At 56.2% G+C, this 21873-nt stretch carries 23 protein-coding genes and 1 tRNA gene; 20 read left to right on the top strand and 4 right to left on the bottom strand.

The window, feature by feature from the left end:
• Nucleotides 1-10 precede the first annotated feature (10 nt).
• The 4 genes from ACO6VX_RS01230 (at nucleotide 11) to ACO6VX_RS01245 (ending at nucleotide 3056) form a co-directional block, all read left to right on the top strand.
• Nucleotides 11-544, top strand: coding sequence for a hypothetical protein (locus tag ACO6VX_RS01230; RefSeq protein ID WP_087769501.1), 534 nt, complete (start codon nucleotides 11-13; stop codon nucleotides 542-544).
• Nucleotides 545-632: 88 nt separating this feature from the next.
• Complete coding sequence (gene tssE, locus ACO6VX_RS01235) at nucleotides 633-1082, top strand: type VI secretion system baseplate subunit TssE (protein ID WP_087769502.1); 450 nt, start codon at nucleotides 633-635, stop codon at nucleotides 1080-1082.
• Nucleotides 1083-1096: 14 nt separating this feature from the next.
• A complete protein-coding gene (locus ACO6VX_RS01240) occupies nucleotides 1097-1567 on the top strand; it encodes a hypothetical protein (RefSeq protein ID WP_422457459.1) in 471 nt (156 codons plus the stop codon).
• Between the two features lie 103 nt (nucleotides 1568-1670).
• The gene (locus ACO6VX_RS01245; protein WP_422457461.1) at nucleotides 1671-3056 is read left to right on the top strand and encodes a VasL domain-containing protein; all 1386 of its coding nucleotides are present in this window, start codon (nucleotides 1671-1673) and stop codon (nucleotides 3054-3056) included.
• Between the two features lie 229 nt (nucleotides 3057-3285).
• Here ACO6VX_RS01245 and ACO6VX_RS01250 read toward each other — a convergent pair.
• Nucleotides 3286-3360 (bottom strand) — tRNA-Arg (locus ACO6VX_RS01250).
• A gap of 304 nt (nucleotides 3361-3664) precedes the next feature.
• Nucleotides 3665-4600: a formate/nitrite transporter family protein gene (locus tag ACO6VX_RS01255; RefSeq protein WP_010671426.1), complete on the bottom strand. Its 936-nt coding sequence runs from the start codon at nucleotides 4598-4600 to the stop codon at nucleotides 3665-3667.
• A gap of 242 nt (nucleotides 4601-4842) precedes the next feature.
• On the opposite strand from ACO6VX_RS01255, the gene ccmA reads away from it, so the two are divergent.
• The 10 genes from ccmA (at nucleotide 4843) to mlaA (ending at nucleotide 12721) form a co-directional block, all read left to right on the top strand.
• Nucleotides 4843-5460 carry a cytochrome c biogenesis heme-transporting ATPase CcmA gene (gene ccmA / locus ACO6VX_RS01260; protein WP_010257907.1) on the top strand — a complete coding sequence of 206 codons (618 nt, stop codon included), beginning with the start codon at nucleotides 4843-4845 and terminating at the stop codon, nucleotides 5458-5460.
• Nucleotides 5460-6119: a heme exporter protein CcmB gene (ccmB, locus tag ACO6VX_RS01265; RefSeq protein ID WP_010257910.1), complete on the top strand. Its 660-nt coding sequence runs from the start codon at nucleotides 5460-5462 to the stop codon at nucleotides 6117-6119. The genes ccmA and ccmB overlap by 1 nt, the downstream gene beginning before the upstream one ends.
• Nucleotides 6120-6187: 68 nt before the next feature.
• A complete protein-coding gene (locus ACO6VX_RS01270) occupies nucleotides 6188-6928 on the top strand; it encodes a heme ABC transporter permease (RefSeq protein WP_010257913.1) in 741 nt (246 codons plus the stop codon).
• A complete protein-coding gene (gene ccmD, locus ACO6VX_RS01275) occupies nucleotides 6925-7158 on the top strand; it encodes a heme exporter protein CcmD (protein WP_010257916.1) in 234 nt (77 codons plus the stop codon). Before ACO6VX_RS01270 ends, ccmD begins: the two co-directional genes overlap by 4 nt.
• Nucleotides 7155-7640, top strand: a complete 486-nt coding sequence (gene ccmE, locus ACO6VX_RS01280) for a cytochrome c maturation protein CcmE (RefSeq protein WP_061901238.1) — start codon at nucleotides 7155-7157, stop codon at nucleotides 7638-7640. Before ccmD ends, ccmE begins: the two co-directional genes overlap by 4 nt.
• A complete protein-coding gene (locus tag ACO6VX_RS01285) occupies nucleotides 7637-9595 on the top strand; it encodes a heme lyase CcmF/NrfE family subunit (protein WP_256844627.1) in 1959 nt (652 codons plus the stop codon). Before ccmE ends, ACO6VX_RS01285 begins: the two co-directional genes overlap by 4 nt.
• The gene (locus ACO6VX_RS01290) at nucleotides 9592-10149 is read left to right on the top strand and encodes a DsbE family thiol:disulfide interchange protein (RefSeq protein ID WP_010257920.1); all 558 of its coding nucleotides are present in this window, start codon (nucleotides 9592-9594) and stop codon (nucleotides 10147-10149) included. Before ACO6VX_RS01285 ends, ACO6VX_RS01290 begins: the two co-directional genes overlap by 4 nt.
• Nucleotides 10146-10598, top strand: a complete 453-nt coding sequence (locus ACO6VX_RS01295) for a cytochrome c-type biogenesis protein (RefSeq protein WP_022625093.1) — start codon at nucleotides 10146-10148, stop codon at nucleotides 10596-10598. Before ACO6VX_RS01290 ends, ACO6VX_RS01295 begins: the two co-directional genes overlap by 4 nt.
• A complete protein-coding gene (ccmI, locus tag ACO6VX_RS01300) occupies nucleotides 10598-11806 on the top strand; it encodes a c-type cytochrome biogenesis protein CcmI (protein ID WP_422457467.1) in 1209 nt (402 codons plus the stop codon). The genes ACO6VX_RS01295 and ccmI overlap by 1 nt, the downstream gene beginning before the upstream one ends.
• A gap of 150 nt (nucleotides 11807-11956) precedes the next feature.
• Complete coding sequence (gene mlaA / locus ACO6VX_RS01305) at nucleotides 11957-12721, top strand: phospholipid-binding lipoprotein MlaA (protein WP_022625091.1); 765 nt, start codon at nucleotides 11957-11959, stop codon at nucleotides 12719-12721.
• A gap of 136 nt (nucleotides 12722-12857) precedes the next feature.
• Here the strand turns inward: mlaA and fadL are convergent, their stop codons facing one another.
• On the bottom strand, nucleotides 12858-14141 hold the full coding sequence (gene fadL, locus ACO6VX_RS01310) for a long-chain fatty acid transporter FadL (RefSeq protein WP_010671434.1): 1284 nt from the start codon (nucleotides 14139-14141) through the stop codon (nucleotides 12858-12860).
• 358 nt (nucleotides 14142-14499) lie between these two features.
• On the opposite strand from fadL, the gene ACO6VX_RS01315 reads away from it, so the two are divergent.
• The 4 genes from ACO6VX_RS01315 to sixA all read left to right on the top strand — a co-directional run bounded on the left by ACO6VX_RS01315 (nucleotide 14500) and on the right by sixA (nucleotide 19068).
• On the top strand, nucleotides 14500-14796 hold the full coding sequence (locus ACO6VX_RS01315) for a YfcZ/YiiS family protein (protein ID WP_010671435.1): 297 nt from the start codon (nucleotides 14500-14502) through the stop codon (nucleotides 14794-14796).
• 158 nt (nucleotides 14797-14954) lie between these two features.
• Nucleotides 14955-16265: an acetyl-CoA C-acyltransferase FadI gene (gene fadI, locus ACO6VX_RS01320; RefSeq protein WP_033767497.1), complete on the top strand. Its 1311-nt coding sequence runs from the start codon at nucleotides 14955-14957 to the stop codon at nucleotides 16263-16265.
• Nucleotides 16265-18361 carry a fatty acid oxidation complex subunit alpha FadJ gene (gene fadJ, locus ACO6VX_RS01325; RefSeq protein ID WP_422457470.1) on the top strand — a complete coding sequence of 699 codons (2097 nt, stop codon included), beginning with the start codon at nucleotides 16265-16267 and terminating at the stop codon, nucleotides 18359-18361. Before fadI ends, fadJ begins: the two co-directional genes overlap by 1 nt.
• A 224-nt stretch (nucleotides 18362-18585) precedes the next feature.
• The gene (sixA, locus tag ACO6VX_RS01330) at nucleotides 18586-19068 is read left to right on the top strand and encodes a phosphohistidine phosphatase SixA (RefSeq protein WP_010257941.1); all 483 of its coding nucleotides are present in this window, start codon (nucleotides 18586-18588) and stop codon (nucleotides 19066-19068) included.
• 29 nt (nucleotides 19069-19097) lie between these two features.
• Here the strand turns inward: sixA and smrB are convergent, their stop codons facing one another.
• Nucleotides 19098-19646 (bottom strand): endonuclease SmrB, encoded by a 549-nt coding sequence (smrB, locus tag ACO6VX_RS01335; protein WP_010257944.1) that lies wholly within the window; start codon nucleotides 19644-19646, stop codon nucleotides 19098-19100.
• Nucleotides 19647-19805: 159 nt separating this feature from the next.
• Between smrB and prmB the strand changes: the two genes are divergently transcribed.
• Complete coding sequence (prmB, locus tag ACO6VX_RS01340) at nucleotides 19806-20738, top strand: 50S ribosomal protein L3 N(5)-glutamine methyltransferase (protein WP_422457472.1); 933 nt, start codon at nucleotides 19806-19808, stop codon at nucleotides 20736-20738.
• Nucleotides 20739-20783: 45 nt separating this feature from the next.
• Nucleotides 20784-21869 carry a chorismate synthase gene (aroC, locus tag ACO6VX_RS01345; protein ID WP_010257950.1) on the top strand — a complete coding sequence of 362 codons (1086 nt, stop codon included), beginning with the start codon at nucleotides 20784-20786 and terminating at the stop codon, nucleotides 21867-21869.
• The last annotated feature ends 4 nt before the right edge of the window (nucleotides 21870-21873 follow it).

Genomic DNA, 21873 nt, shown 5'->3' on the forward strand with positions numbered 1-21873 from the left:
GGAAATATTGATGGCGAATATACATGATTTAATAAGTAATCTGGAGCAATGCATACCTGGATTAGATGCAGCACCACTCTATGCTAATATCCCTGAAAGTACCGGAGTACAATCTATAATTGACTGGCTGTACACACACCTGAGTAGTCAGGGTTTGATGGTCTATGAAGAATGGACCGAATATAGTGGTTATATCCCGGAGTTAAAAACTCTTGATGAATTTCCACTTTCTGTTGCGCCGGCAGATTATATTTTCTCTATAATCCAGGGGGTTGACTGGGCATCCGTGAGTATTGACCCACTGGAGCTACCATACTGTATACCCTGGCTTGAACATATCAACAATTATCTAAAACCATATCATTTAAGGTTGGTGGATATTTTGCCATTTGAAAATGCATATATGGTTTGCCTTCATGACGATGAAGCGTTAATTCAGAAATTAGATATGTGTCTGGAGCTTTTTGGAATGAATATTAATAAGCGAGCACCATTAGATCAACAGCAAGTGTCAACCGCTATCAACTCCATTATCTCTGGGTGAAGTCAAATAAATCACCCTGGCGGCAGATTATTTTAGCCTGATAATGCGTATACGAAAATTTCCAGCACGATGATGAGCGGAGCTAATCATGGAACGAAATACACCGTCTTTATGCGAGATGCTTTACGGCAACTTTGTCGGCGGCTTCGACCTGCATCTGGTCAGCGAGCAGAACCAGGTTATTCTGTCCGTACTCGACAATATGCAACGTATCCTTAACTGTAGAGCAGGCACGCTGGCGCATATCCCAGATTATGGCTTGCCGGATATGACCACTGTTCTGCAGGGACTTCCTGGCTCGGCACATAAACTGTTGGCCACATTGTCAGGCGTTTTGTTGAAATATGAGCCACGCCTGAAATCCATTGATGTGGTGCTGCTTGACCAGGACATTCCCGGAGAACTGCGCTATGCCATTGATGCTGAGCTCAAAGGTGTCGGCCTGGTGCGTTACGGAACCGAGTTTATGCCCGAGGGGCGGGTTCTCCTGCGACATCTTAAGCAACAGCAGTATCTCGACACGACTACCCGTCTGTAAGGCCAGAGAACACCATGTCAGTAAAATCACAGTTCCTCGAAAAATTGCAGGCCAGGCGGTTTGCTCCGGCTTCATCTGTCAGCAAAACTCAGGCCGATATCGCAGAGTTTCGCCTGCGAATAACGCAGCTTCAGGGGCAGATGGACGCGTGGCTGGTGGATACCGGGCTGAATGTGGAGACCATCAGTACATCCGTTACGGACCTGCTGGTGGAGGATGGGACTTTTGATATTGCCGGTATCGTCCTGCGTGTCGACGACCGGGCCGTAAAATTTATGCCGGCATTCCTTTATGGTCAGGGTGTAACCGGGTGTGTGGAGGCGACTTTTCATAATGGAGAACGTGTGACTCCACTGGGGCGTTTATTCATGCGGTCAGGTACCGTGAGGGACTGGACCTTTACTCCGCCTGGTACATTATCCTGCCCTGGGCAGTGTTTTGATGAAAGTACATTTTTTAGTTTGATCTTGGCGCTTCTGCCATAGCTGCGGGTATTGCAGTACCCGTCCCCTCTGAATATGCAGAAAGCGAAGCTGCATAAACGACAATCTTCAATAGTATCCTGATACGCCTGATGGACAACTGGCCATGAATGACATGACTCCCCGCAAAATAAAAACCGGTGGTGACCCGCGCACGCTACCGGATTATGCCGCCCTGCGTGATGAACTGAGTAAGCTGACACATCCGGCTCGCCCGGATGTGAACTGGCGTTATGCCGAAAAACGCTGTCTCTCACTGTTTGAGCAGAATGGTGTGGAGCTACAGACGCTGTCCTGGTACACGCTGGCCCGAACGCAACTGGCTGGTTTATTGGGGCTCAATGAAGGTCTGGCGATACTCGAGGCAATGATAAGCCATCAGTGGGGCGCACTCTGGCCGCAGCCTGTCCATGCCCGCATGAAAATCCTCAGCAGTCTGAGTCAGCGTTTACAGCAACTGATACGTTCGCTCCCGCTAAATCACAGCGACCTCAGCCAGCTGTATCGGGCGGAGCAACTGCTTACCGCTCTGGGTGAGGTGCTGCAGGGCCTGGAGCTTAAGCATATGAACCAGCTCGATACGTTACGTACCTTGATGCACAACAGTGCAGCCAGGCTGGAAAACAGCGATGGCATAACCAGCACCGGGCCGAACATTCAGCCAGGTATCAGGTTGCCTGCCACCGCGATGAATAGTGCCGCAGCATCCACGAGGGACCTTGCTGGTAGTCCGCCTGAAGATACGTCAGCAAGCGTAGTGAAGTGGGTTTATGCGGCGCTGCCGGAACACCAGGCGAATGCAGAAGCAATGGCGGCAATGCCCAATCAGGTAAAAAAATGGAAATTCTTCGCTGCCGGGATGTGTACCATGCTGGTGGTAAGCACAGCCACACTATGGAGCTGGCAGTTTCTTAATCGGCCAGTCCCGTTGCAGACTCAGCTTGCAGCCTCACTGGCTCCATTGCCTGCACCTCTTACGTCTGAACAACTGGATATGTGGCGTCAGCAAGCTCCGTTACCACAGGTTTTAATAACACAAACACAGCAGCAGCTTGCCCGGCTGGGTAAATTGCCTCCTGACTGGAATATTGAATACAGTCGACAGTTGCTGGAACAGGTCCGGGTACTTTGGCCGGAGCAGGCTAAGCCACTAATCCAGCAGTGGCAGCAACAACTTAATGCTGCCGCATTGCCAACAGAACAGCTGAATGGCTGGTCTCAGGGAATGGCGACACTACAAAAACTGAGTGACAGGCTGAACGAACTGGATGGGCAGAAAGGAAAATACCTGACGGTCAGTGAGCTGAAGTCAGTCGTTTTTTCCGCTATGCAGTCCTTTAATCAATCCATACCGGCTGAAGAGCAGCTAAGGGTATTATCACAAAATCCAGCAGGCGAACCTTTGCCTGCGGCTGTCAGAGCTCAGCTGGAGATGCATCTGAAGCAACTGATTGCCCGTTATGCAGAAATAAAACAGGATTCATTAAAATAAAAAAGATATTTAAAGCACAGGTATCCAGCTAATAACCCAGACCTGGCAGGTCATAATCACAACTCATTCACTGGCGTTGATGGATTTGCCTAAAGAACATAGCCAGGGCCGGCAAATGATTATTGATCCTGAGAAGAAAAAGGGCAAAGGGGGATAGCCGTCAGTAATGGCTTGTTATTGATTATTAAGAGTTTTAATTGACTGGGCGGGTTTAAGTACAGGGCAGGCCTGGTGTCCCCTGCAGGAATCGAACCTGCAACTAGCCCTTAGGAGGGGCTCGTTATATCCATTTAACTAAGAGGACAGCGGCGCGCAGTATAGCGCAAACAGGCAGTGAGATTCACTACATCGCCGTCCGTTTGCTCATTCCGCCAGCAATCCCAGTTTTCTGCGCGCGCTAACGTTACGTGCAGAAAGCGGAAACAGCTGTACTGAAGTCCGGGATGTCATCCAGACTGAAGCGGCACCCCGACTCTAAAATCTTCACTCCCTCTTTGCAGCAGACACTTCCAGTAAACGTTTTTCAGACGCCCGCCTGGCAAATCGCCTTCAGCAAACAGACCTGAAAAGCAGACAGAGCGGTTCAATCTGCTCTGTCTGCCCTGGATTTACTCAGCCTTTTCCTGCTCTTCACGCTGGCGACGTTTCTCCTGCTTCTTCTTCTCAGCCTTCGCTTTAGCCACAGCAGCTTCACTCATGTCGTTGCGGATCTGCGCGTGGCTGATCAGGGCAAAAATCAGCGTGCCGCCGGTAATGTTGCCGAGCAGCGTCGGCAGGGCAAACGGCCAGAAGAATTCATACCAGCTGATGCTGCCATTAAAGACCAGATAGAGCACTTCCACCGATCCCACCACGATATGCGCCAGATCACCCAGCGCAACCAGCCAGGTCATCATCACAATCACCAGCAGTTTGGCGCCCCCCGCCGAGGGGAACATCCAGACCATGGTGGCGATAATCCAGCCGGAGATCACCGCATTGGCAAACATCTCGCCGGGCGTATTTTCCATCACCTTCATACTGATGTTGGTAAACGCCTGACGGGTAGCCTCGTCAAATATCGGCATCTCATTAAACGCCAGCGCACCCAGTGCCGTCCCTATCAGGTTACCCAGCAAGACGATGCCCCATAAACGTAATAGCAGAGCGCCATTACTCCAGGTCGGTTTGTGCATCACCGGCAGGACTGCCGTGACGGTATTTTCGGTAAACAGCTGCTGACGCGCCATGATGACGATAACAAAACCAAAGGTATAACCCAGGTTTTCAAGCAGGAATGCCCCTGGTACGCCATCCAGATGCACCTGAAATATCCCCTTCGCCATCAGCGAGGCGCCCATGGATAAGCCCGCCGCAATGGCTGACCAGAGCAGCGCCATACCGTCGCGCTCCAGCTCTTTTTCCCCATCCTGGCGTATCTCTTCATGGATGGCGGCGGCGCGGGAGGGTAAAGCCTCCTCATCGACTTCGATGTCAGTGCCCTTATCCTTCTCTTCACTCTCGACGTCGTTAGGACCCTGTTCATTACCTGATGAAGGCTTCATATTTTCTCCTGGTGATAGTGCTGTCGCGTAATAAGCGTAGCCGTTTTTTATTTGCCGATAATGTAACGATCGATGCGAATAAGCGTAACAACGTTTTTCGGAACTGCATTTTTATTCAGACTGCGGGCGATACCGCACGAATAAACCCATGGCATCGAAACTGAGCGGTGGCTCACACTTCGGCCCACAGCAACATTGTGGTAATATCCCGGCCACTTTTAGCTGGTGCGATTCCCCCCTCGATGTTGGAAATCATTACGCTCACTTGTGCATACGACGAACGTGCGCTGTTCCGGCAGCTCTCATTTCGCGTCTCTGCAGGCGACATTGTGCAGATTGAAGGCCCCAATGGTGCCGGTAAGACCTCACTCTTACGCCTGCTGGCTGGCCTGAGCCGTCCTGAACAGGGTGAAATACGCTGGCAGCAGCAGCCAATCCTGCGGCAGCGCGAAGCCTGGCATCAGGCGATGCTCTATCTGGGCCATCATCCCGGTGTCAAAGGCGTGCTTACGCCGCTGGAAAACCTGCGTTTCTACCATCCTGATTGCAGTGATGCGCAGATCTTTGCTGCGCTGGAAAGCGTCGATCTCACGGGCGACGAAGAGGTGCCGGTTAGCCGGTTATCGGCGGGTCAGCAGCGTCGGGTAGCGCTGGCGCGGCTATGGCTCAGCCAGGCCCGCATATGGATTCTCGACGAGCCGCTGACCGCCATCGACAAAGCGGGTGTTAAAAAATTAATGGCGAAATTCGCCCGGCATGCCGATAACGGTGGCGCAGTGATCCTGACAACCCATCAGGATTTGCCCGCGGATGCTGCGCGGGTGCGTAAAATTCGCCTCGGCGACGGGGAGGAAGGCTGATGCTGTTTCGCCTCATCCAGCGTGAATTACGCATCGCCTTTCGCAGCGGGGCTGATGTGATCAATCCGCTCTGGTTTTTCCTGATTGTTATTACCCTGTTTCCGCTGGGCATCGGACCTGACCCGCAACAGCTGGCGCGCATTGCACCGGGCGTAGCCTGGGTTGCCGCGCTGCTGGCGTCGCTGCTGGCGCTGGAGCGGCTGTTTCGCGATGACTTCAGCGATGGTTCGCTGGAGCAACTGGTACTGCTGCCGACGCCGCTGCCGGTAACGGTTATCGGCAAAGTAGTGGCGCACTGGCTGGTCACAGGCGTGCCGCTGATAATCCTGTCGCCGCTGGCCGCGCTGCTGCTGTCACTGGATTTTAATGGCTGGCGGGCGATGGCCCTGACGCTGCTGCTCGGCACGCCAACCCTGAGTTTTCTCGGTGCCATTGGTGTAGGTCTCACGGTGGGTTTACGGCGCGGTGGCGTACTGCTTAGCCTGCTGGTGCTGCCGCTGGCTATTCCGGTCTTGATCTTCGCCAGTGCGGCGATGGAGGCGGCCAGTCAGGGGTTGCCGATTAATGGCTATCTGGCGATTCTCGGCGCGATGCTGCTGGGCAGCGCCACGCTCTCCCCGTTTGCCACGGCGGCAGCGCTAAGAATTACTTTGCAATAACAGCCGTTGAAATAACCGCGCGTAAAAGACGCGGCAACACTCTTTTATCGTTAATGTGAGCATTTGATATGTGGAAAGCGTTACATCAGCTGGCCAGGCCCGAACGGCTCTATCAGTTTTCGGGGCGACTGGTGCCGTGGTTCGCCATCTCAGGGCTGGCGGCGTTGCTGCTGGGCTGGGCCTGGGGCTTTGGATTTGCTCCCGCTGACTATCAGCAGGGCGACAGTTTCCGCATCATGTACATTCATGTGCCCGCCGCGATGTGGTCGATGGGCATTTATGCCTCGATGGCCATCGCCGCCTTTATCGGCCTTGTGTGGCAGATGAAAATGGCCGATCTGGTTTCCGCCGCCATGGCACCGGTGGGCGCGGTCTTTACCTTTATTGCGCTGGTCACCGGATCCGCATGGGGTAAGCCGATGTGGGGGACCTGGTGGATCTGGGATGCGCGCCTCACTTCGGAGCTGGTGCTGCTGTTCCTCTATATGGGCGTGATTGCGCTCTGGCACGCTTTTGATGACCGCCGCACCGCAGGCCGGGCCGCGGGTGTTCTCATCCTGGTCGGCGTAGTTAATCTGCCGATCATTCACTTCTCAGTGCAGTGGTGGAATACCCTGCATCAGGGCTCGTCGGGCATTCTCCAGCAGGCGATTGCGCCAGTGATGCGAACACCGCTGCGCTGGGCAATCATCGGTTATCTGCTGGTATTTATCACGCTGACCCTGATGCGGCTGCGCAACCTGATTCTGTTAACCGAACGTCATCGTCCCTGGGCGATTGATGTGGCGAAGCGGGGAGAGCAGGCATGACACCCGCCTTTTCCTCCTGGCACGCCTTCTTTGAGATGGGGGGCTACGCCTTCTATGTCTGGCTGGCAGTTGCCTGCACGCTGATTCCGCTTGTCGGGCTGACGCTGCATACCCTGTTGCTGCGCCGCCGCCTGCTGGCTGAGATCCGCCAGCGCGACGCGCGGGAACGCCGCATTCGGGCAGCGAAATCTAAAAAAGCCGCGGCTGAAGCGGCAGGAGAGACATTGTGAATACCCGTCGACGCAACCGCCTCTATGCGGCAGTGGCGATTCTGCTCGGCCTCGGCCTGGCCACCGCGCTGGTGATGTATGCGCTGCGCTCAAACATCGATCTGTTCTATACCCCAGGTGAAATCCTTTACGGCAAAGGCGAAGCGCACGAGAAGCCCGAAGCGGGTCAGCGGCTGCGCGTCGGCGGCATGGTGATGCCCGGCAGCGTCCGGCGCGATCCGAATACGCTTGCCGTGTCGTTCAAACTTTATGATGCCCGCGGCGTGGTCAGTGTCAGTTTTGAAGGCATCCTGCCGGATCTGTTCCGTGAAGGGCAGGGCGTCGTCGCACAGGGCGTGCTGGCGGCGGGCAACCAGGTGATCGCCAAAGAAGTCCTGGCGAAACATGATGAAAAATATACGCCGCCGGAGATTGAAGACGCGATGAAGAGTAATCACACCGGCCCCCAGTCGCTGTATCAGGCGGGAAATAAATCATTATGATGCCCGAGATTGGTACTTTTCTGCTCTGCCTGGCGCTGGGGCTCTCCCTGCTGCTGAGCAGCTATCCACTGTGGGGCGCAGTGCGCCAGGATGCCCGTCTGATGGCGATGGCGCGTCCGCTGGCCTGCGGTCTGTTTATCTGCATCGCGGCGGCTTTTGCGCTGCTGGTCTGGGCCTTTATCAGCAACGATTTTACCGTCGCCTATGTCGTTACAAACTCCAACAGCCTGCTGCCGGTTTACTATCGCATCGCCGCCACCTGGGGCGCGCATGAAGGATCGCTGCTGCTGTGGGTGTTGCTGCTCAGCACCTGGACATTGGCGGTGGCGATATTCAGTCGCGGTATGCCGCAGGATGCGCTGGCACGCGTACTGGCGGTCATGGGAATGATTAATCTCGGCTTCCTGCTGTTTATCCTGCTGACCTCGAATCCATTTGGCCGCACGCTGCCGGACTTTCCGATAGACGGGCACGACCTGAATCCGATGCTGCAGGATATCGGCCTGATCTTCCATCCGCCGCTGCTCTATATGGGCTATGTCGGCTTTTCGGTGGCGTTTGCTTTTGCTATCGCCTCGCTGATGGCCGGACGGCTGGATACGGCCTGGGCGCGCTGGTCGCGTCCCTGGACCACGGCGGCCTGGGTCTTTCTGACGATTGGTATTGTCCTTGGCTCGGCCTGGGCCTATTACGAGCTGGGCTGGGGCGGCTGGTGGTTCTGGGACCCGGTTGAAAATGCGTCGTTTATGCCGTGGCTGGCAGGTACCGCCCTGATGCACTCGCTGGCGGTCACGGAAAAGCGAGGCACCTTTAAGGCCTGGACCGTGCTGCTGGCGATTACCGCGTTTTCGCTGAGCCTGCTGGGGACGTTCCTGGTGCGATCCGGGGTGCTGGTGTCGGTGCATTCCTTCGCCTCGGATCCGGCACGCGGGATGTTTATCCTCGCGTTTCTGGTGATTGTTATCGGCAGTTCGCTCCTGCTCTACGCTATTAAAGGCGGGCAGGTACGTGGCCGGGTGCAGAATGAAACCTGGTCGCGCGAATCGTTTTTGCTGGGTAATAACGTGCTGCTGATTGCCGCGATGCTGGTGGTTCTGCTCGGCACGTTGTTGCCGCTGGTGCACAAGCAACTGGGCCTGGGCAGCATTTCGGTCGGTGAGCCGTTCTTCAACACCATGTTCAGCTGGCTGATGGCGCCGTTTGCGCTACTGATGGGGATCGGGCCACTGGTGCGCTGGCGTCGCGATGAGCCGCAGAAGCTGGCAAAGCGGCTGGCGCTGGCGCTGATCGTGACCCTGGCCTGTTCCGTCATCATTCCCTGGTGGCTGCAGGATCGCATTGAGGCGATGACCGTGGTTGGCCTGCTGATGTCACTCTGGATTATCGTGCTGACGCTGCTGGAACTGCATGAGCGCGCCACTCACCGTCATCCGTTCTTTGCCGGTTTACGTCACCTGTCGCGCAGTCACTGGGGCATGGTACTGGGCCATCTTGGGGTAGGGGTGACGGTGATCGGTATTGCATTCAGCACCCAGTACAGCGTGGAACGCGATGTGCGTATGAAGGCGGGTGATAGCATCGATATTCATCACTATCACTTTGTCTTCCGCGGCGTGCAGAATCTGCAGGGGCCTAACTACAGCGGTGGCATGGGCATCATCGATGTCACGCGCAACGGCAAACATGAAGCGACGCTGCAGGCAGAGAAACGCTTTTATACGGCCGCCCGCACCATGATGACCGAAGCGGCGATTGATGGGGGTTTCAGCCGCGATCTCTATGCGGCGCTGGGCGAAGAGCTGGAGGATGGCGGCTGGGCCGTGCGCATCTACTACAAACCCTTTGTCCGCTGGATCTGGTTCGGTGGTGCGCTGATGGCGCTGGGTGGGCTGTTCTGCCTGTTTGATCCCCGTTATCGTTCGCGCAAAAAAGCGGGAATTGAGGAGCGGATATGAACAAGAAAATCCTGTTTATTCCCCTGATGCTGTTTCTGTTGCTGGCGGCGGCGCTGCTGTGGCAGCTGACACGTAATGCCGATGGCGACGATCCGACCCGTCTCGAATCCGCTCTGATCGGCAAGCCGGTGCCGCTGTTCCGGCTGGAAGCACTCGATCAGCCAGGAAAAACCTACGACCAGCGCGTGCTGACGGATGGCAAACCGATATTGCTGAACGTCTGGGCGACCTGGTGTCCGACCTGTCGCGCCGAGCATCAGTATCTGAATACGCTGGCGGAGCAGGGCATTCGCGTCGTCGGGCTGAACTACAAAGACGATCGTCACAAGGCGGTTAACTGGCTGAATACGCTGGGCAACCCCTACGCGTTGAGCCTCTATGATGGCAACGGCATGCTGGGACTGGATCTCGGCGTCTATGGCGCGCCGGAAACTTTTCTGATCGACGGTAAGGGGATCATCCGTTATCGCCACGCGGGCGATCTCAATGCGCGCGTCTGGGATCAGGAAGTGAAACCCTTGTGGGTGAAATACAGTGCGGAGGCGGGATCATGAGAACGCTGTTACTGCTGTGCGGCCTGCTGTTCAGCATCAACCTGTGGGCAAGCATCGACACGCTGCAATTTGACTCGGTGGCCCAGGAAGAACAATACCGCGACCTGACCGCTTCACTGCGCTGTCCGAAGTGCCAGAACAACAGCATCGCCGACTCTAACGCCATGATTGCCGCCGATATGCGGCTGAAAGTCTATCAGCTGATGAAGCAGGGCCAGAGTCGCCAGCAGATCATCGACTATATGGTGGCGCGTTACGGTAACTTCGTCAGCTATTCGCCACCGGTCACGCCCTCAACCCTGGTTTTGTGGGCTGGTCCGGCGCTATTTGCGCTGCTGGGCGGCGCGGTGATTATCCTGCGCAGCCGTCAGCGCAAAACCCGCAGTGAGCTGGATGAAGATGAGCAACAGCGTCTTAATGCGCTACTGAAGTCAGACAGGAAGCCGTAATGAGTGCATTTTGGATCACCCTTTTTCTGTTACTGCTGGCGGCCTGTACGCTGTTTCTGGCGGCGGGCTGGCGGCAACGACAGGCCAGCACAGGCGATCGCGATCGCCTTAATCAGCGCTTCTACCATCAGCGGATAGATGAGCTGGCACAGGATGAAGATCAGGGCGTCGTCGCTGAGCGTCCGCTGATGGAGCGGGAGTTACAGCAGACACTGCTGGCGGATATTCCACCGGCACAGACGATGAAATCACACAGCAGCAGTCGCTGGATTTTGCTGCCGGGCCTGATCGTGCTGATTGGGGTATCGCTGGGAACTTACCTGAAAACCGGTGGCCTGGCACAGCTCACGGGCTGGAAGCAGGTGCAGCAGGCGTATCCTGAGCTGCGTGCCCGACTGATGGACCCTGGCGCTAAACCGCTGAGCATGGAGGAGCTGGCGCGTTTACAGCTCGGATTGCGTACCGCGTTGCAAACGGAACCGGATAATCTGGCCGACTGGACGATGCTGGGACGGCTCGGCATGGTGCTGAATAATGCCGATACGGCCAGCCAGGCATTTGAGCATGCGCTACAGCTTGCTCCCAACGATCTGGCGCTAAAACAGGATTATGCCGAAGTCCTGACGCGATCCCCCGACCCGCAGGATAACCGTCAGGCGTCACTGCTGCTGCAGGCATTGCTAAAAGCGGATCCGCAAAACCTGCGTACGCTGAGCCTGCTGGCATTTAATGCTTACGGACAGCAGCAATATGGTCAGGCTATCGACGCATGGCAGACTCTGCTGGGTCTGTTGCCGGCCGGTGATTCGCGACACGCGATGATCGCCCGCAGCATCGAAAAGGCCAGAAGTGCCGCCGGGCAACAGAGTCGTCAACTGGCACTGACCGTGACGCTGGCACCTAAGGCAGAAAAAATGTTACCGCAGGACGGAGTGTTGTATATTTCGGTTTCTGACGGTGCTTCACCGGTGCCGGTGGCTGTTAAGCGGATGCCGCTCAGTCACTTCCCGCTGTCGCTGACGCTGGATGACAGCAACGCCATGATGCCGGATCGCCTGCTTTCGGCGCAGCATCAGGTCGAGGTCCGGGTGCGTATCTCCCGTGACCCAGCCAATCCCCGGCCGGGTGACTGGCTGGGCCTGAGCGCAGTGACGCCCTGGGATGGGCATCAGCCGATCGCGGTAGAGATTAATCAGCAGCTTCCCTGAACGCATCAACTGACCGCGTTCAGGATGATGCGTGCCATTGCCTGCTGCCTCTGGCACAAAGTCAGCTATGCTCATCGGGTAAGTCGATACGATACCGGGCTGTGACCTGAACGATGGGTAGACCTTTTTCATCCGCACAGGGAGATTGGAATGAATTATCGCCTGACCAGCCTGGCTGTCGCCAGCGTCCTTCTGGTAGGTTGTGCCAGTTCAAAGCCGGCGAATAGCGATCCTGCTCAGCGCAGCGATCCGTTCGAAGGCTTTAACCGCACGATGTTTAACTTTAACTACAACGTGCTGGATCCGTATGTATTGCGTCCCGTCGCTGTGGCCTGGCGTGATTATGTGCCGGTGCCGGCACGTACCGGCCTGAGCAACTTCCTCGGCAACCTGGAAGAACCTGCCAGCATGGTCAACGCCATCCTGGTCGGCAACGGGCGCGATGCGGGTGTGCACTTTACCCGTTTCTTCCTGAACAGCGTGCTGGGACTGGGCGGTTTCATTGACGTTGCCGGTAAGGCGAATCCGGAACTGGCGCGTGAAGAGCCGCACCGATTCGGTACCACGCTCGGTCACTATGGTGTCGGCTACGGGCCTTACGTTGAGTTGCCTGCTTACGGCAGCTTCACGGTGCGTCAGGATGGCGGCGACTACGTTGATACGCTTTATCCGATCCTTGGCTGGCTGACCTGGCCAATGTCGATTGGTAAATGGACGCTTGAAGGGATTGAGACCCGCGCGCAGCTGCTGGACTCTGATGCAATCCTGAAACAGCAGAGCGATCCGTACGCCTTCATCCGTAACGCTTACTTCCAGCGTCACGACTTCCTGGCGCGCGGCGGCAAGCTCAAGCCGGAAGATAATCCTAACGCAGCCGCGATTCAGGATGACCTTAAGGATATTGACGCCGAGTAATCGCCCGCGCTGAGCCGCCAGGGATGGCGGTTTTTGCCTCTTTGCGCAGCGCGTATGCTCGCTGAGCCATTAAGCGATCCACGGCCACAAAAAAGGGCGACTCACCAGAGTCGCCCTTTTTGATCGTATCATCTAGTCAGAACTTATAGTTAAAGTTCGCGCCGTAGAGCCAGGCCTTGCCTTCAGAGGTAAAGGTATAAGGACCTTCTTTCACCGTCACTTTCTGTCCGTGCATGTAAGAGATGCCTAAATCAACCGAGGCATCATCGTTAAAGGCGTAAGAAGTACCGGCACTCAGCCATAAACGATCCTGGTCCGGGATGGAGATAGAGCGCTTATCGGCCGGAACCGGGCTGTCATCAAACGCAATACCGGTACGGAACGTCCAGTTCTTGTCGTAGGAATAGGTTGTGCCCAGTGCAATGCGGTAGGCATCGTGGAAGCTTTCATCTTTATAGAACAGCGTCTGGCCGTTAGAGCCAGTGGCTTTCAGCTCCTGGAACTGGCTCCAGCTGGTGTAAGCCATGCTGTAGTGAACCGCCCACTGCGGTGCCACTTTATGCCAGCCCGACACTTCCCACATCTCTGGCAGATTCAGCGTTAACGCGCCTGGAACGGTGGTGCCGTTGGTGCCAAAAGGTACGCCTGACACTTCCGGATTATTCACCGCATTCAGCCGGGATGAGAGATTACTTTTGTAATCGCCATCAAAATCAACTTTCACTTCTGAACGATAGGTAAAGCCGAAGCGGTTATTTTCATCCACTTCATACAGGATGCCAGCATTCCAGCCGTAGCCCCACTCATCGCCTTTCAGATGGGCAACCTGCGTATCAGCCGGAACCCCCAGACGCGCGCCTGACTCACCGGCATAACGCTCAATTTTGGCTTTAGCGTAAACCGCATCAAAACCGATGCCTGCACTAAAATGTTCATTAAACCGATAAGCGGTGCTGAGATTTAAATTGCCGGTCATCAGGTCAGTTTTACCGCCGTAACCGCCAGCGGTGTAGCCATTATTAAACTCTGTTGCTAAGCCGTAGTTTGAGGTTGCAGATGCGCCAATCCACCACTGATCGTTGATGGGCTGGACGTAATGAATATTGGGTACCCACTGATTAGGGGCAATATTATTCGCATCCAGGCTGCGGCCACTGGGACTGCGACCACTGATATTTACATCCGGCGCAATATAGACAGCCCCGATAGAAAATTCCGGGCGATCCATTAACGCCATTGTCGCCGGGTTACGGCTGGCAGACGCCGCGGTATCACCCATTGCCCCTTCGCCTGAATATGCGCGACCTAAACCAATCGAAGAGAATTCATTTAACTGAAACCCAGCAGCGTAAACGTGGGAAGAGACAAGCGCCACTGCAGCCGCCACGGCTGACTTTGCAAACAGGTTTTTATGGTTCATGACCACAACCTCATGTGAATTATTATTTAACGCTATAACGTCGCGTAACAAAGGACGGCGGATTGTAGGGACTGATGTAAAGCGCACATATCAGACCAGTGCGGAGAGTATAGGTCCGACCTGTGTGCATGTTGCAATATTGTTTTTAAAATACTTCAGGTTTGATCGCTTAAAATTCGATCTGCATAACAAAAAGCCCCTGATTCTGGACAGCATAACCATTCCAGTTTGTTCTGGATCAATTTTTATTGTGATATTCGTCACTTAGCAACAGGTGCGTGGCGCATCTTTCAGCGAGCAGGTAAGATTTCGTCCATAAAATCGCTCAACCTATGCAATTGCTGGTCTGGAGAATGAAATGACTGATGCCATTAAAAAATGCAGTGCGACCGAAACCGCAGCCTGTTGTTGTGTTGATGTCGGCACGGTAATGGATAACACCGATTGCACCGCCAGCTGGTCAGAATGGTTTGCTCAGCGTGCCGATGCGGAAGCGAAATTAGCGCAACTGACCGAACGTGCCCGCGAGGTTGAATCAGAACCCTGTCTGATTGAATCGCGCTTCAGCGAAGTGGATCAGGGAGTGCAGCTGGATATCGATTTCACCTTCAGTTGCCAGGCTGAAACCATGATTTTTCAGCTCGGTTTGCGCTAAGTCCCATTACGCCGCGTCACTGCGGCGTTTTTCATTTTCGTGTTTCCCTTCGCACTTTTTCCCTTCCGATATTGGCGGCTCACCCGCTTGTGGTTAACACTGATCAGGTCAGACCTCTTCAGGCAATGATGCCACATTCCCAGCCACAGGTGAGAACAATGAGCAAAGCGCAGCCGCTGCTGACGCGTGATGGTGAACGCATCGCAATAACCCACGGATTACGCACCCCTTTCTTACGCCAGGCGACCGGCTTCCATGGCATTCCCGCCATTGAGCTGGGACGTATGGTGGTCAGCGAATTAATGGCGCGCAGTGAACTGCCGGCTGAGGTGATCGAGCAACTGGTCTTTGGGCAGGTGGTGCAGATGCCGGAAGCGCCGAACATTGCGCGTGAAATTGTATTAAGCAGCGGGCTGAGTGTGCATACCGATGCCTACAGCGTCAGCCGTGCCTGCGCCACCAGCTTTCAGGCGGTAGCGAATGTGGCAGAAAGTCTGCTGGCGGGCACCATCTCTGCCGGTATTGCCGGTGGCGCAGACTCTTCGTCGGTGTTGCCGATTGGGGTCAGTAAAACGCTGGCCCGCGCGCTGGTGGATCTCAATAAAGCCCGCAGCTTCGGTCAAAAACTGCACATCCTGCGGCGTCTGCGCCCGCGTGATCTGCTGCCGGTCCCGCCCGCAGTGGCGGAGTATTCGACCGGCCTGCGCATGGGCGACACTGCGGAGCAGATGGCTAAGAGTCACGGCATCACTCGCGAAGCACAGGATGCGCTGGCGCTGCGATCCCATCAGCATGCCGCCAGAGCCTGGCAATCCGGGGTACTGAATCAGGAAGTCATGGCAGCCTTTGTGCCGCCGTGGAAAAGCGCCATCGATCAGGACAATAACGTGCGGATGAACGCCAAAGCGGAGGATTACGCCCGACTGCGTCCGGCATTTGATCGCCAGCACGGCAGCGTCACCGCGGCCAACAGCACGCCTCTCACCGACGGCGCGGCGGCAGTGATTCTGATGCGCGAGGGCCGCGCCCGTGAACTGGGCATCAGGCCGCTGGGCTATCTGCGCAGCTACGCCTTTACCGCCATTGGTGTGCAGCAGGATATGCTGCTGGGCCCGGCATACGCTTCACCACTGGCACTGGATCGCGCCGGCATAACCCTGGCCGATCTGACGCTGATCGATATGCATGAAGCTTTTGCTGCCCAGACGCTGAGCAACCTGCACATGTTTCGCGACGAGCGCTTTGCCCGTGAGGTGCTGAATCGGCCACATGCGCTAGGCGAAGTGAATGAAGAGCGCTTTAACGTGCTGGGCGGATCGATCGCCTATGGTCATCCTTTTGCCGCCACGGGTGCGCGCATGATCACCCAGACGCTGAATGAATTACGCCGTCGTGGTGGCGGGTTAGGACTGGTCACGGCCTGCGCGGCAGGCGGCCTGGGTGCGGCAATGATTCTGGAGGCCGAATAATGGAGCAGAATGCGTTTCATCTGAAGATGCGACTGGATCACGTCGGCATCATTACGATCGATGTCCCTGGTGAGAAGATGAACACCCTGAAAGTGGAATTTGCCGGGCAGATCACCGCCATCATTGCGGAAGCGCGGCGCGATCCGCAACTGGCTGGCCTGGTGCTGATTTCCGGCAAAGCGGACAACTTCATCGCGGGCGCAGACATCAGCATGATTGACCGCTGTAAGAGCGCGCAGGAAGCCGAAGCGCTGGCAAAACAGGGCCAGGAAGTGATGGCTGCGCTCGACGCGCTGCCGTTCCCGGTGGTCGCGGCGATCCACGGCGCCTGCCTCGGCGGCGGACTGGAACTGGCGCTGGCCTGTGATGCCCGTATCTGCTCGCTGGATGATAAAACCCGCCTCGGTTTGCCGGAAGTGCAACTCGGCTTACTGCCAGGCTCTGGCGGCACTCAGCGGCTGCCACGCTTAATCGGCGTGCAGCAGGCGCTGCCACTGATTCTTACTGGCAAAGCCCTGCGGGCGAAACAGGCCCGTAAGCTGGGCGTGGTCGATGACGCGGTGCCGCAGGCGATTCTGCTGGAGACCGCCATTGCCCGGGTGAAAAAGGGCAAGGTTAGTGGACGAACGCTGCCGCTGCGCGATCGTCTGCTACATGGTCCGGTTGGCCGTCAGGCGCTGTTTGCGCTGGCGACCCGACAGACCGCAGCCAAAACGCAGGGTAACTATCCGGCGGCAAAACGCATTATTGAGGTGGTGCGCATCGGGCTGGAGCAGGGCAGTCGGGCCGGACATGAGGCTGAAGCACGCGCTTTTGGTGAGCTGGCGATGACGCCAGAATCTGTTGCGCTGCGCGGGATCTTTTTCGCGACTACGGCCATGAAAAAGGAGCGGGGCGGTGAAGCGGAACCCGGCACCGTTAAGCGTGTTGGTATCCTCGGCGGCGGCCTGATGGGCGGCGGCATCGCCAGCGTCACCGCAATCAATGCCGGGTTGCCGGTACGCATTAAAGATATCAGCCTGGAAGGGGTGAACCATGCGCTGAAAACCAGCTGGGAACTGCTGAGCAAAAAGGTTAAACGCCGCCAGCTCTCTCCGGCACAGCGTCAGCAGCAGATGGCACGTATCACGGGCGGCATCGATTATCAGGGCTTCTCACAGCGCGACGTGGTAATTGAAGCCGTATTCGAAGATTTAGCCCTGAAGCAGCAGATGGTCAGCGAAGTGGAGGCACACTGTCAGCCGCATACGCTGTTTGCCTCAAATACCTCTTCGCTGCCGATTGAGGCGATCGCCGCCGGCGCCCAGCGTCCTGAGAACGTCATCGGGCTGCACTATTTCAGTCCGGTAGAGAAAATGCCGCTGGTGGAGGTGATTCCTCATCTGAATACCTCTACCGCGACGCTGGTGACGATTGTGGCGCTGGCGCGCAGTCAGGGTAAAACTCCGATTGTGGTGGCGGACAAGCCTGGCTTCTATGTTAACCGCATCCTGACGCCCTATATAAATGAAGCGATGCGCTGCCTGCTGGAGGGCGAGCCGATTGACCATATTGATCGGGCGCTGGTGAAGTTTGGTTTCCCGGTCGGCCCGATTCAGCTGCTGGATGAGGTCGGTATCGACGTTGGCAGCAAAATCAGCCCCATCCTGTATCAGGCTTATGGTGAACGCTTTGCCGCGCCAGCCGCTTTTGATGCGGTGCTGAAAGATGGCCGCAAGGGACGTAAAAACAGCAAAGGCTTTTATCGCTATGACCAGCCGCGCTGGCAGCGTAAAAAACCGGACGCTTCGCTGTATACGTTGCTGAAAGTCTCGCCGCAGGCCAGGCAGAGTGAAGCGCAGATTGCTGAACGCTGCGTGATGATGATGCTGAACGAAGCGGCTCGCTGTCTTGATGAGCAGGTGGTTCGCTGCGCCCGCGATGGGGATATCGGTGCGGTGTTTGGCATCGGCTTTCCGCCTTTCTTAGGCGGCCCGTTCCACTACATGGACAAACTGGGCGCGGCGGAAGTGGTCAACAGATTAACCCGGCTTGCGCAGCAGCATGGCGAACGATTCACACCCTGTGAGGCGCTGATTCAGGCGGCTGCAAAATAGACGAAATTTTACATTTCTGCTGAAAATGGAATAACCAATCCGATTCAGCGGCTTAGAAAAGCGCCGCCAGAGTGTGCGGCGCAGCATGATTCTGAGAAGTGCTTATTTAATAAACAACCGGTTGACTATACTAAAGCCATTAGGGTAAAACACAGCGTTCATTCGCAGAGTGAAGAGTCAGGCGCTACGCGTCGGGCGATGTCGACAAACAACAGCGGTGCTTTATGCAAGTTTTTATCATGCGTCACGGCGATGCGGCTCTGGAAGCAGCCAGTGATTCAGTCAGGCCTTTAACCTTATGTGGCTGCAATGAATCACGTCAGATGGCCAACTGGCTTAACAGCCAGACGCCGGACATTGAGCGTGTCCTGGTGAGTCCCTATTTACGCGCGCAGCAAACGCTCGCGACCGTGCGTGAAGCCTTTCCCCTGCCGGAAAGCCAGGACGTTCTGCCGGAATTAACGCCGGGCGGCGATCCGGAGATGGTCGGGTGCTATCTGCAGGCCCTGGCGAATGAAGGCGTGAAATCGGCTCTGGTGATTTCACATTTACCGTTGGTGGGGTATTTAGTCTCTGAACTGTGCCCGCAGGAAGCACCGCCAATGTTCGCCACTTCCGCTATTGCCTGCGTGGAATTTGATCCCGCAGCGAGTGCCGGTAAACTGCTGTGGCAGGTCAGTCCCAAAAAGCTGGCTAAAGCAATCTGACGTCTGTGGGCCGATCATTCCGGCCCCTCTCAGGGCAATTCAGGCGGTTGCCACTCCTCAATCTCAATCAAAACCAGCAATGCGGCGTCACCGCCGAACATTTTGGGTGCCTGATGAAAAGCCATCACCCACGGATGCTGGGCCAGCCACAGCGGCGTCTGCTGCTTCAGAATATGCTTTCCATGACCGGTCATGACGCTGGCGCAGAACAGATGTTCACGGCGGCAGGCGGCGATCAGTGCCCCCAGCTCCTGCTTGGCCTGCTGCTGCGTTAAGCCGTGCAGATCGAGGAAAATCTCTGGCGTATAGTCGCCACGACGTAATTTTTTCAGCTCAAAATGGCTGACATCGGCGCGCACGTAACGGGTGGCACCTTCCGTTGAGAGCAGTGGCTGAAACTCATCCGAAAAGTAATGACTGTTGTCCGCCTGCTCTGAAAGCAGACGTTTTACCGGGATGTGGCGGGTTTTAACCGGCGCTTTGTGGACAAACGTGTCCTGTTTTAACTGGCGTGTACCCGTCATCAACTGGCGAAACAGCGCCTGGTCATCCGGGCTTAGTGGTGTTTTTTTACTCATGGCAGGTCAGTCATATCAGAAAAGGCTGTCACACAGCAGAGCCGATACCTTACCGTTAAGCGTCATTAAATGTCAGCTTTTTCACCTCGCTGCGCTGAATTCTCCCCGGCTTCATGGCACACTACTGGCCGATTTAGCAAAAGGCCTGCGGAGGGCTACGTGGACAAAATTTTCGTCGATGAGGCAGTGAACGAGCTGCACACCATTCAGGACATGCTGCGCTGGGCGGTAAGCCGCTTTTCCGCTGCCGGAATCTGGTACGGACATGGCACAGACAATCCCTGGGACGAAGCCGTTCAACTGGTCCTGCCGTCACTCTGGCTGCCGCTGGATATTCCTGAAGATATGCGCAATGCGCGTCTGACCGCCAGCGAACGTCTTCTGATCGTTGAGCGCGTCATTCGTCGCGTTAACGAGCGCATTCCGGTCGCCTATCTGACCAATAAAGCCTGGTTCTGCGGCCACGAGTTCTTTGTTGATGAGCGCGTGCTGGTGCCGCGTTCACCGATTGGCGAACTGATTGAGAACCGCTTTGCCGGTCTGGTCAGCACGCCACCTCATCATATTCTGGATATGTGTACCGGCAGCGGCTGCATCGCGATTGCCTGCGCCTATGCCTTCCCGGAAGCGGAAGTGGACGCGGTGGATATCTCCACCGGTGCGCTGGCGGTTGCCGAGCAGAACATTGAAGAACATGGCCTGATTCATCAGGTTACGCCGATTCGCGCTGACCTGTTCCGCGAACTGCCACTGCTGAAATATGATCTGATCGTCACCAATCCGCCGTATGTTGATGCGGAAGATATGGATGATCTGCCGAACGAATATCGCCACGAACCAGAGCTCGGGCTGGCGGCAGGCAGCGACGGCCTGAAGCTGGTGCGTCGCATTCTGGCCTGTGCACCGGATTATCTCAGCGAGCAGGGCGTACTGGTCTGCGAAGTGGGCAACAGCATGGTGCACATGATCGAGCAGTATCCCGACGTGCCCTTTACCTGGCTGGAATTCGACAACGGCGGTGATGGCGTCTTTACGCTGACGCGCCAGCAGATTGTCGACGCAAAACACCATTTCTCTTTTTACAAAGACTAAAAGTGGGGCGAAGCATCGCCCGCCGAACCCTGAGAAGGAAACAGCATGGCCGGAAACAGCATCGGGCAATTTTTTCGAGTAACGACCTTTGGCGAGTCCCATGGGCTTGCGCTGGGCTGTATCGTTGACGGCGTGCCGCCAGGCATCCCGCTGACCGAAGCGGATATTCAGCATGACCTCGATCGCCGTCGTCCTGGCACATCGCGCTATACCACGCAGCGCCGCGAGCCGGATCAGGTGAAAATTTTGTCCGGCGTCTTTGAGGGTGTGACCACCGGTACTTCGATTGGCCTGCTGATTGAAAATACCGATCAGCGTTCGCAGGATTACGGCGCTATCAAAGATCTCTTCCGGCCGGGCCATGCCGATTACACCTACGAGCAGAAATATGGTCAGCGCGACTACCGTGGCGGTGGACGCTCGTCGGCGCGCGAAACCGCGATGCGCGTGGCGGCCGGTGCGATTGCCAAGAAATACCTGCAGATGAAACACGGTGTCGTGGTGCGCGGCTATCTGTCACAGATTGGTGACATCGCCTGTGAGCTGAAAGACTGGAGCATCGTGGAAGAGAATCCGTTCTTCTGCCCGGATGCGGACAAGCTGGAGGCGCTGGATGAACTGATGCGCGGCCTGAAAAAAGAGGGCGACTCCATTGGCGCTAAAGTCACGGTCATGGCAGATCACGTGCCGCCAGGCCTGGGCGAGCCGGTATTTGACCGGCTGGATGCCGATCTGGCACATGCGCTGATGAGCATCAATGCCGTTAAAGGCGTTGAAATCGGCGACGGCTTTGCGGTGGTTAACCAGCGCGGCAGCCAGCATCGCGACGAGATCCGCCACGATGGTTTCCAGAGCAACCACGCCGGGGGGATTCTGGGCGGCATCAGCAGCGGCCAGACCATCAGCGCCAATCTGGCGATGAAACCAACCTCCAGCATCACCGTGCCGGGTAAAACTATTACCCGCGACGGCGAAGAAGTGGAGATGATCACCAAAGGCCGCCACGATCCCTGCGTCGGGATCCGCGCAGTGCCGATCGCCGAGGCGATGATGGCGATCGTCCTGATGGATCATCTGCTGCGCCAGCGGGCGCAGAACGGTGACGTTAACAGCTCCGTACCGCGCTGGTGATGCC

Origin of the sequence: Pantoea sp. BJFS-204 (assembly GCF_049310725.1) — a bacterium.
GTDB lineage: Bacteria > Pseudomonadota > Gammaproteobacteria > Enterobacterales > Enterobacteriaceae > Pantoea > Pantoea agglomerans.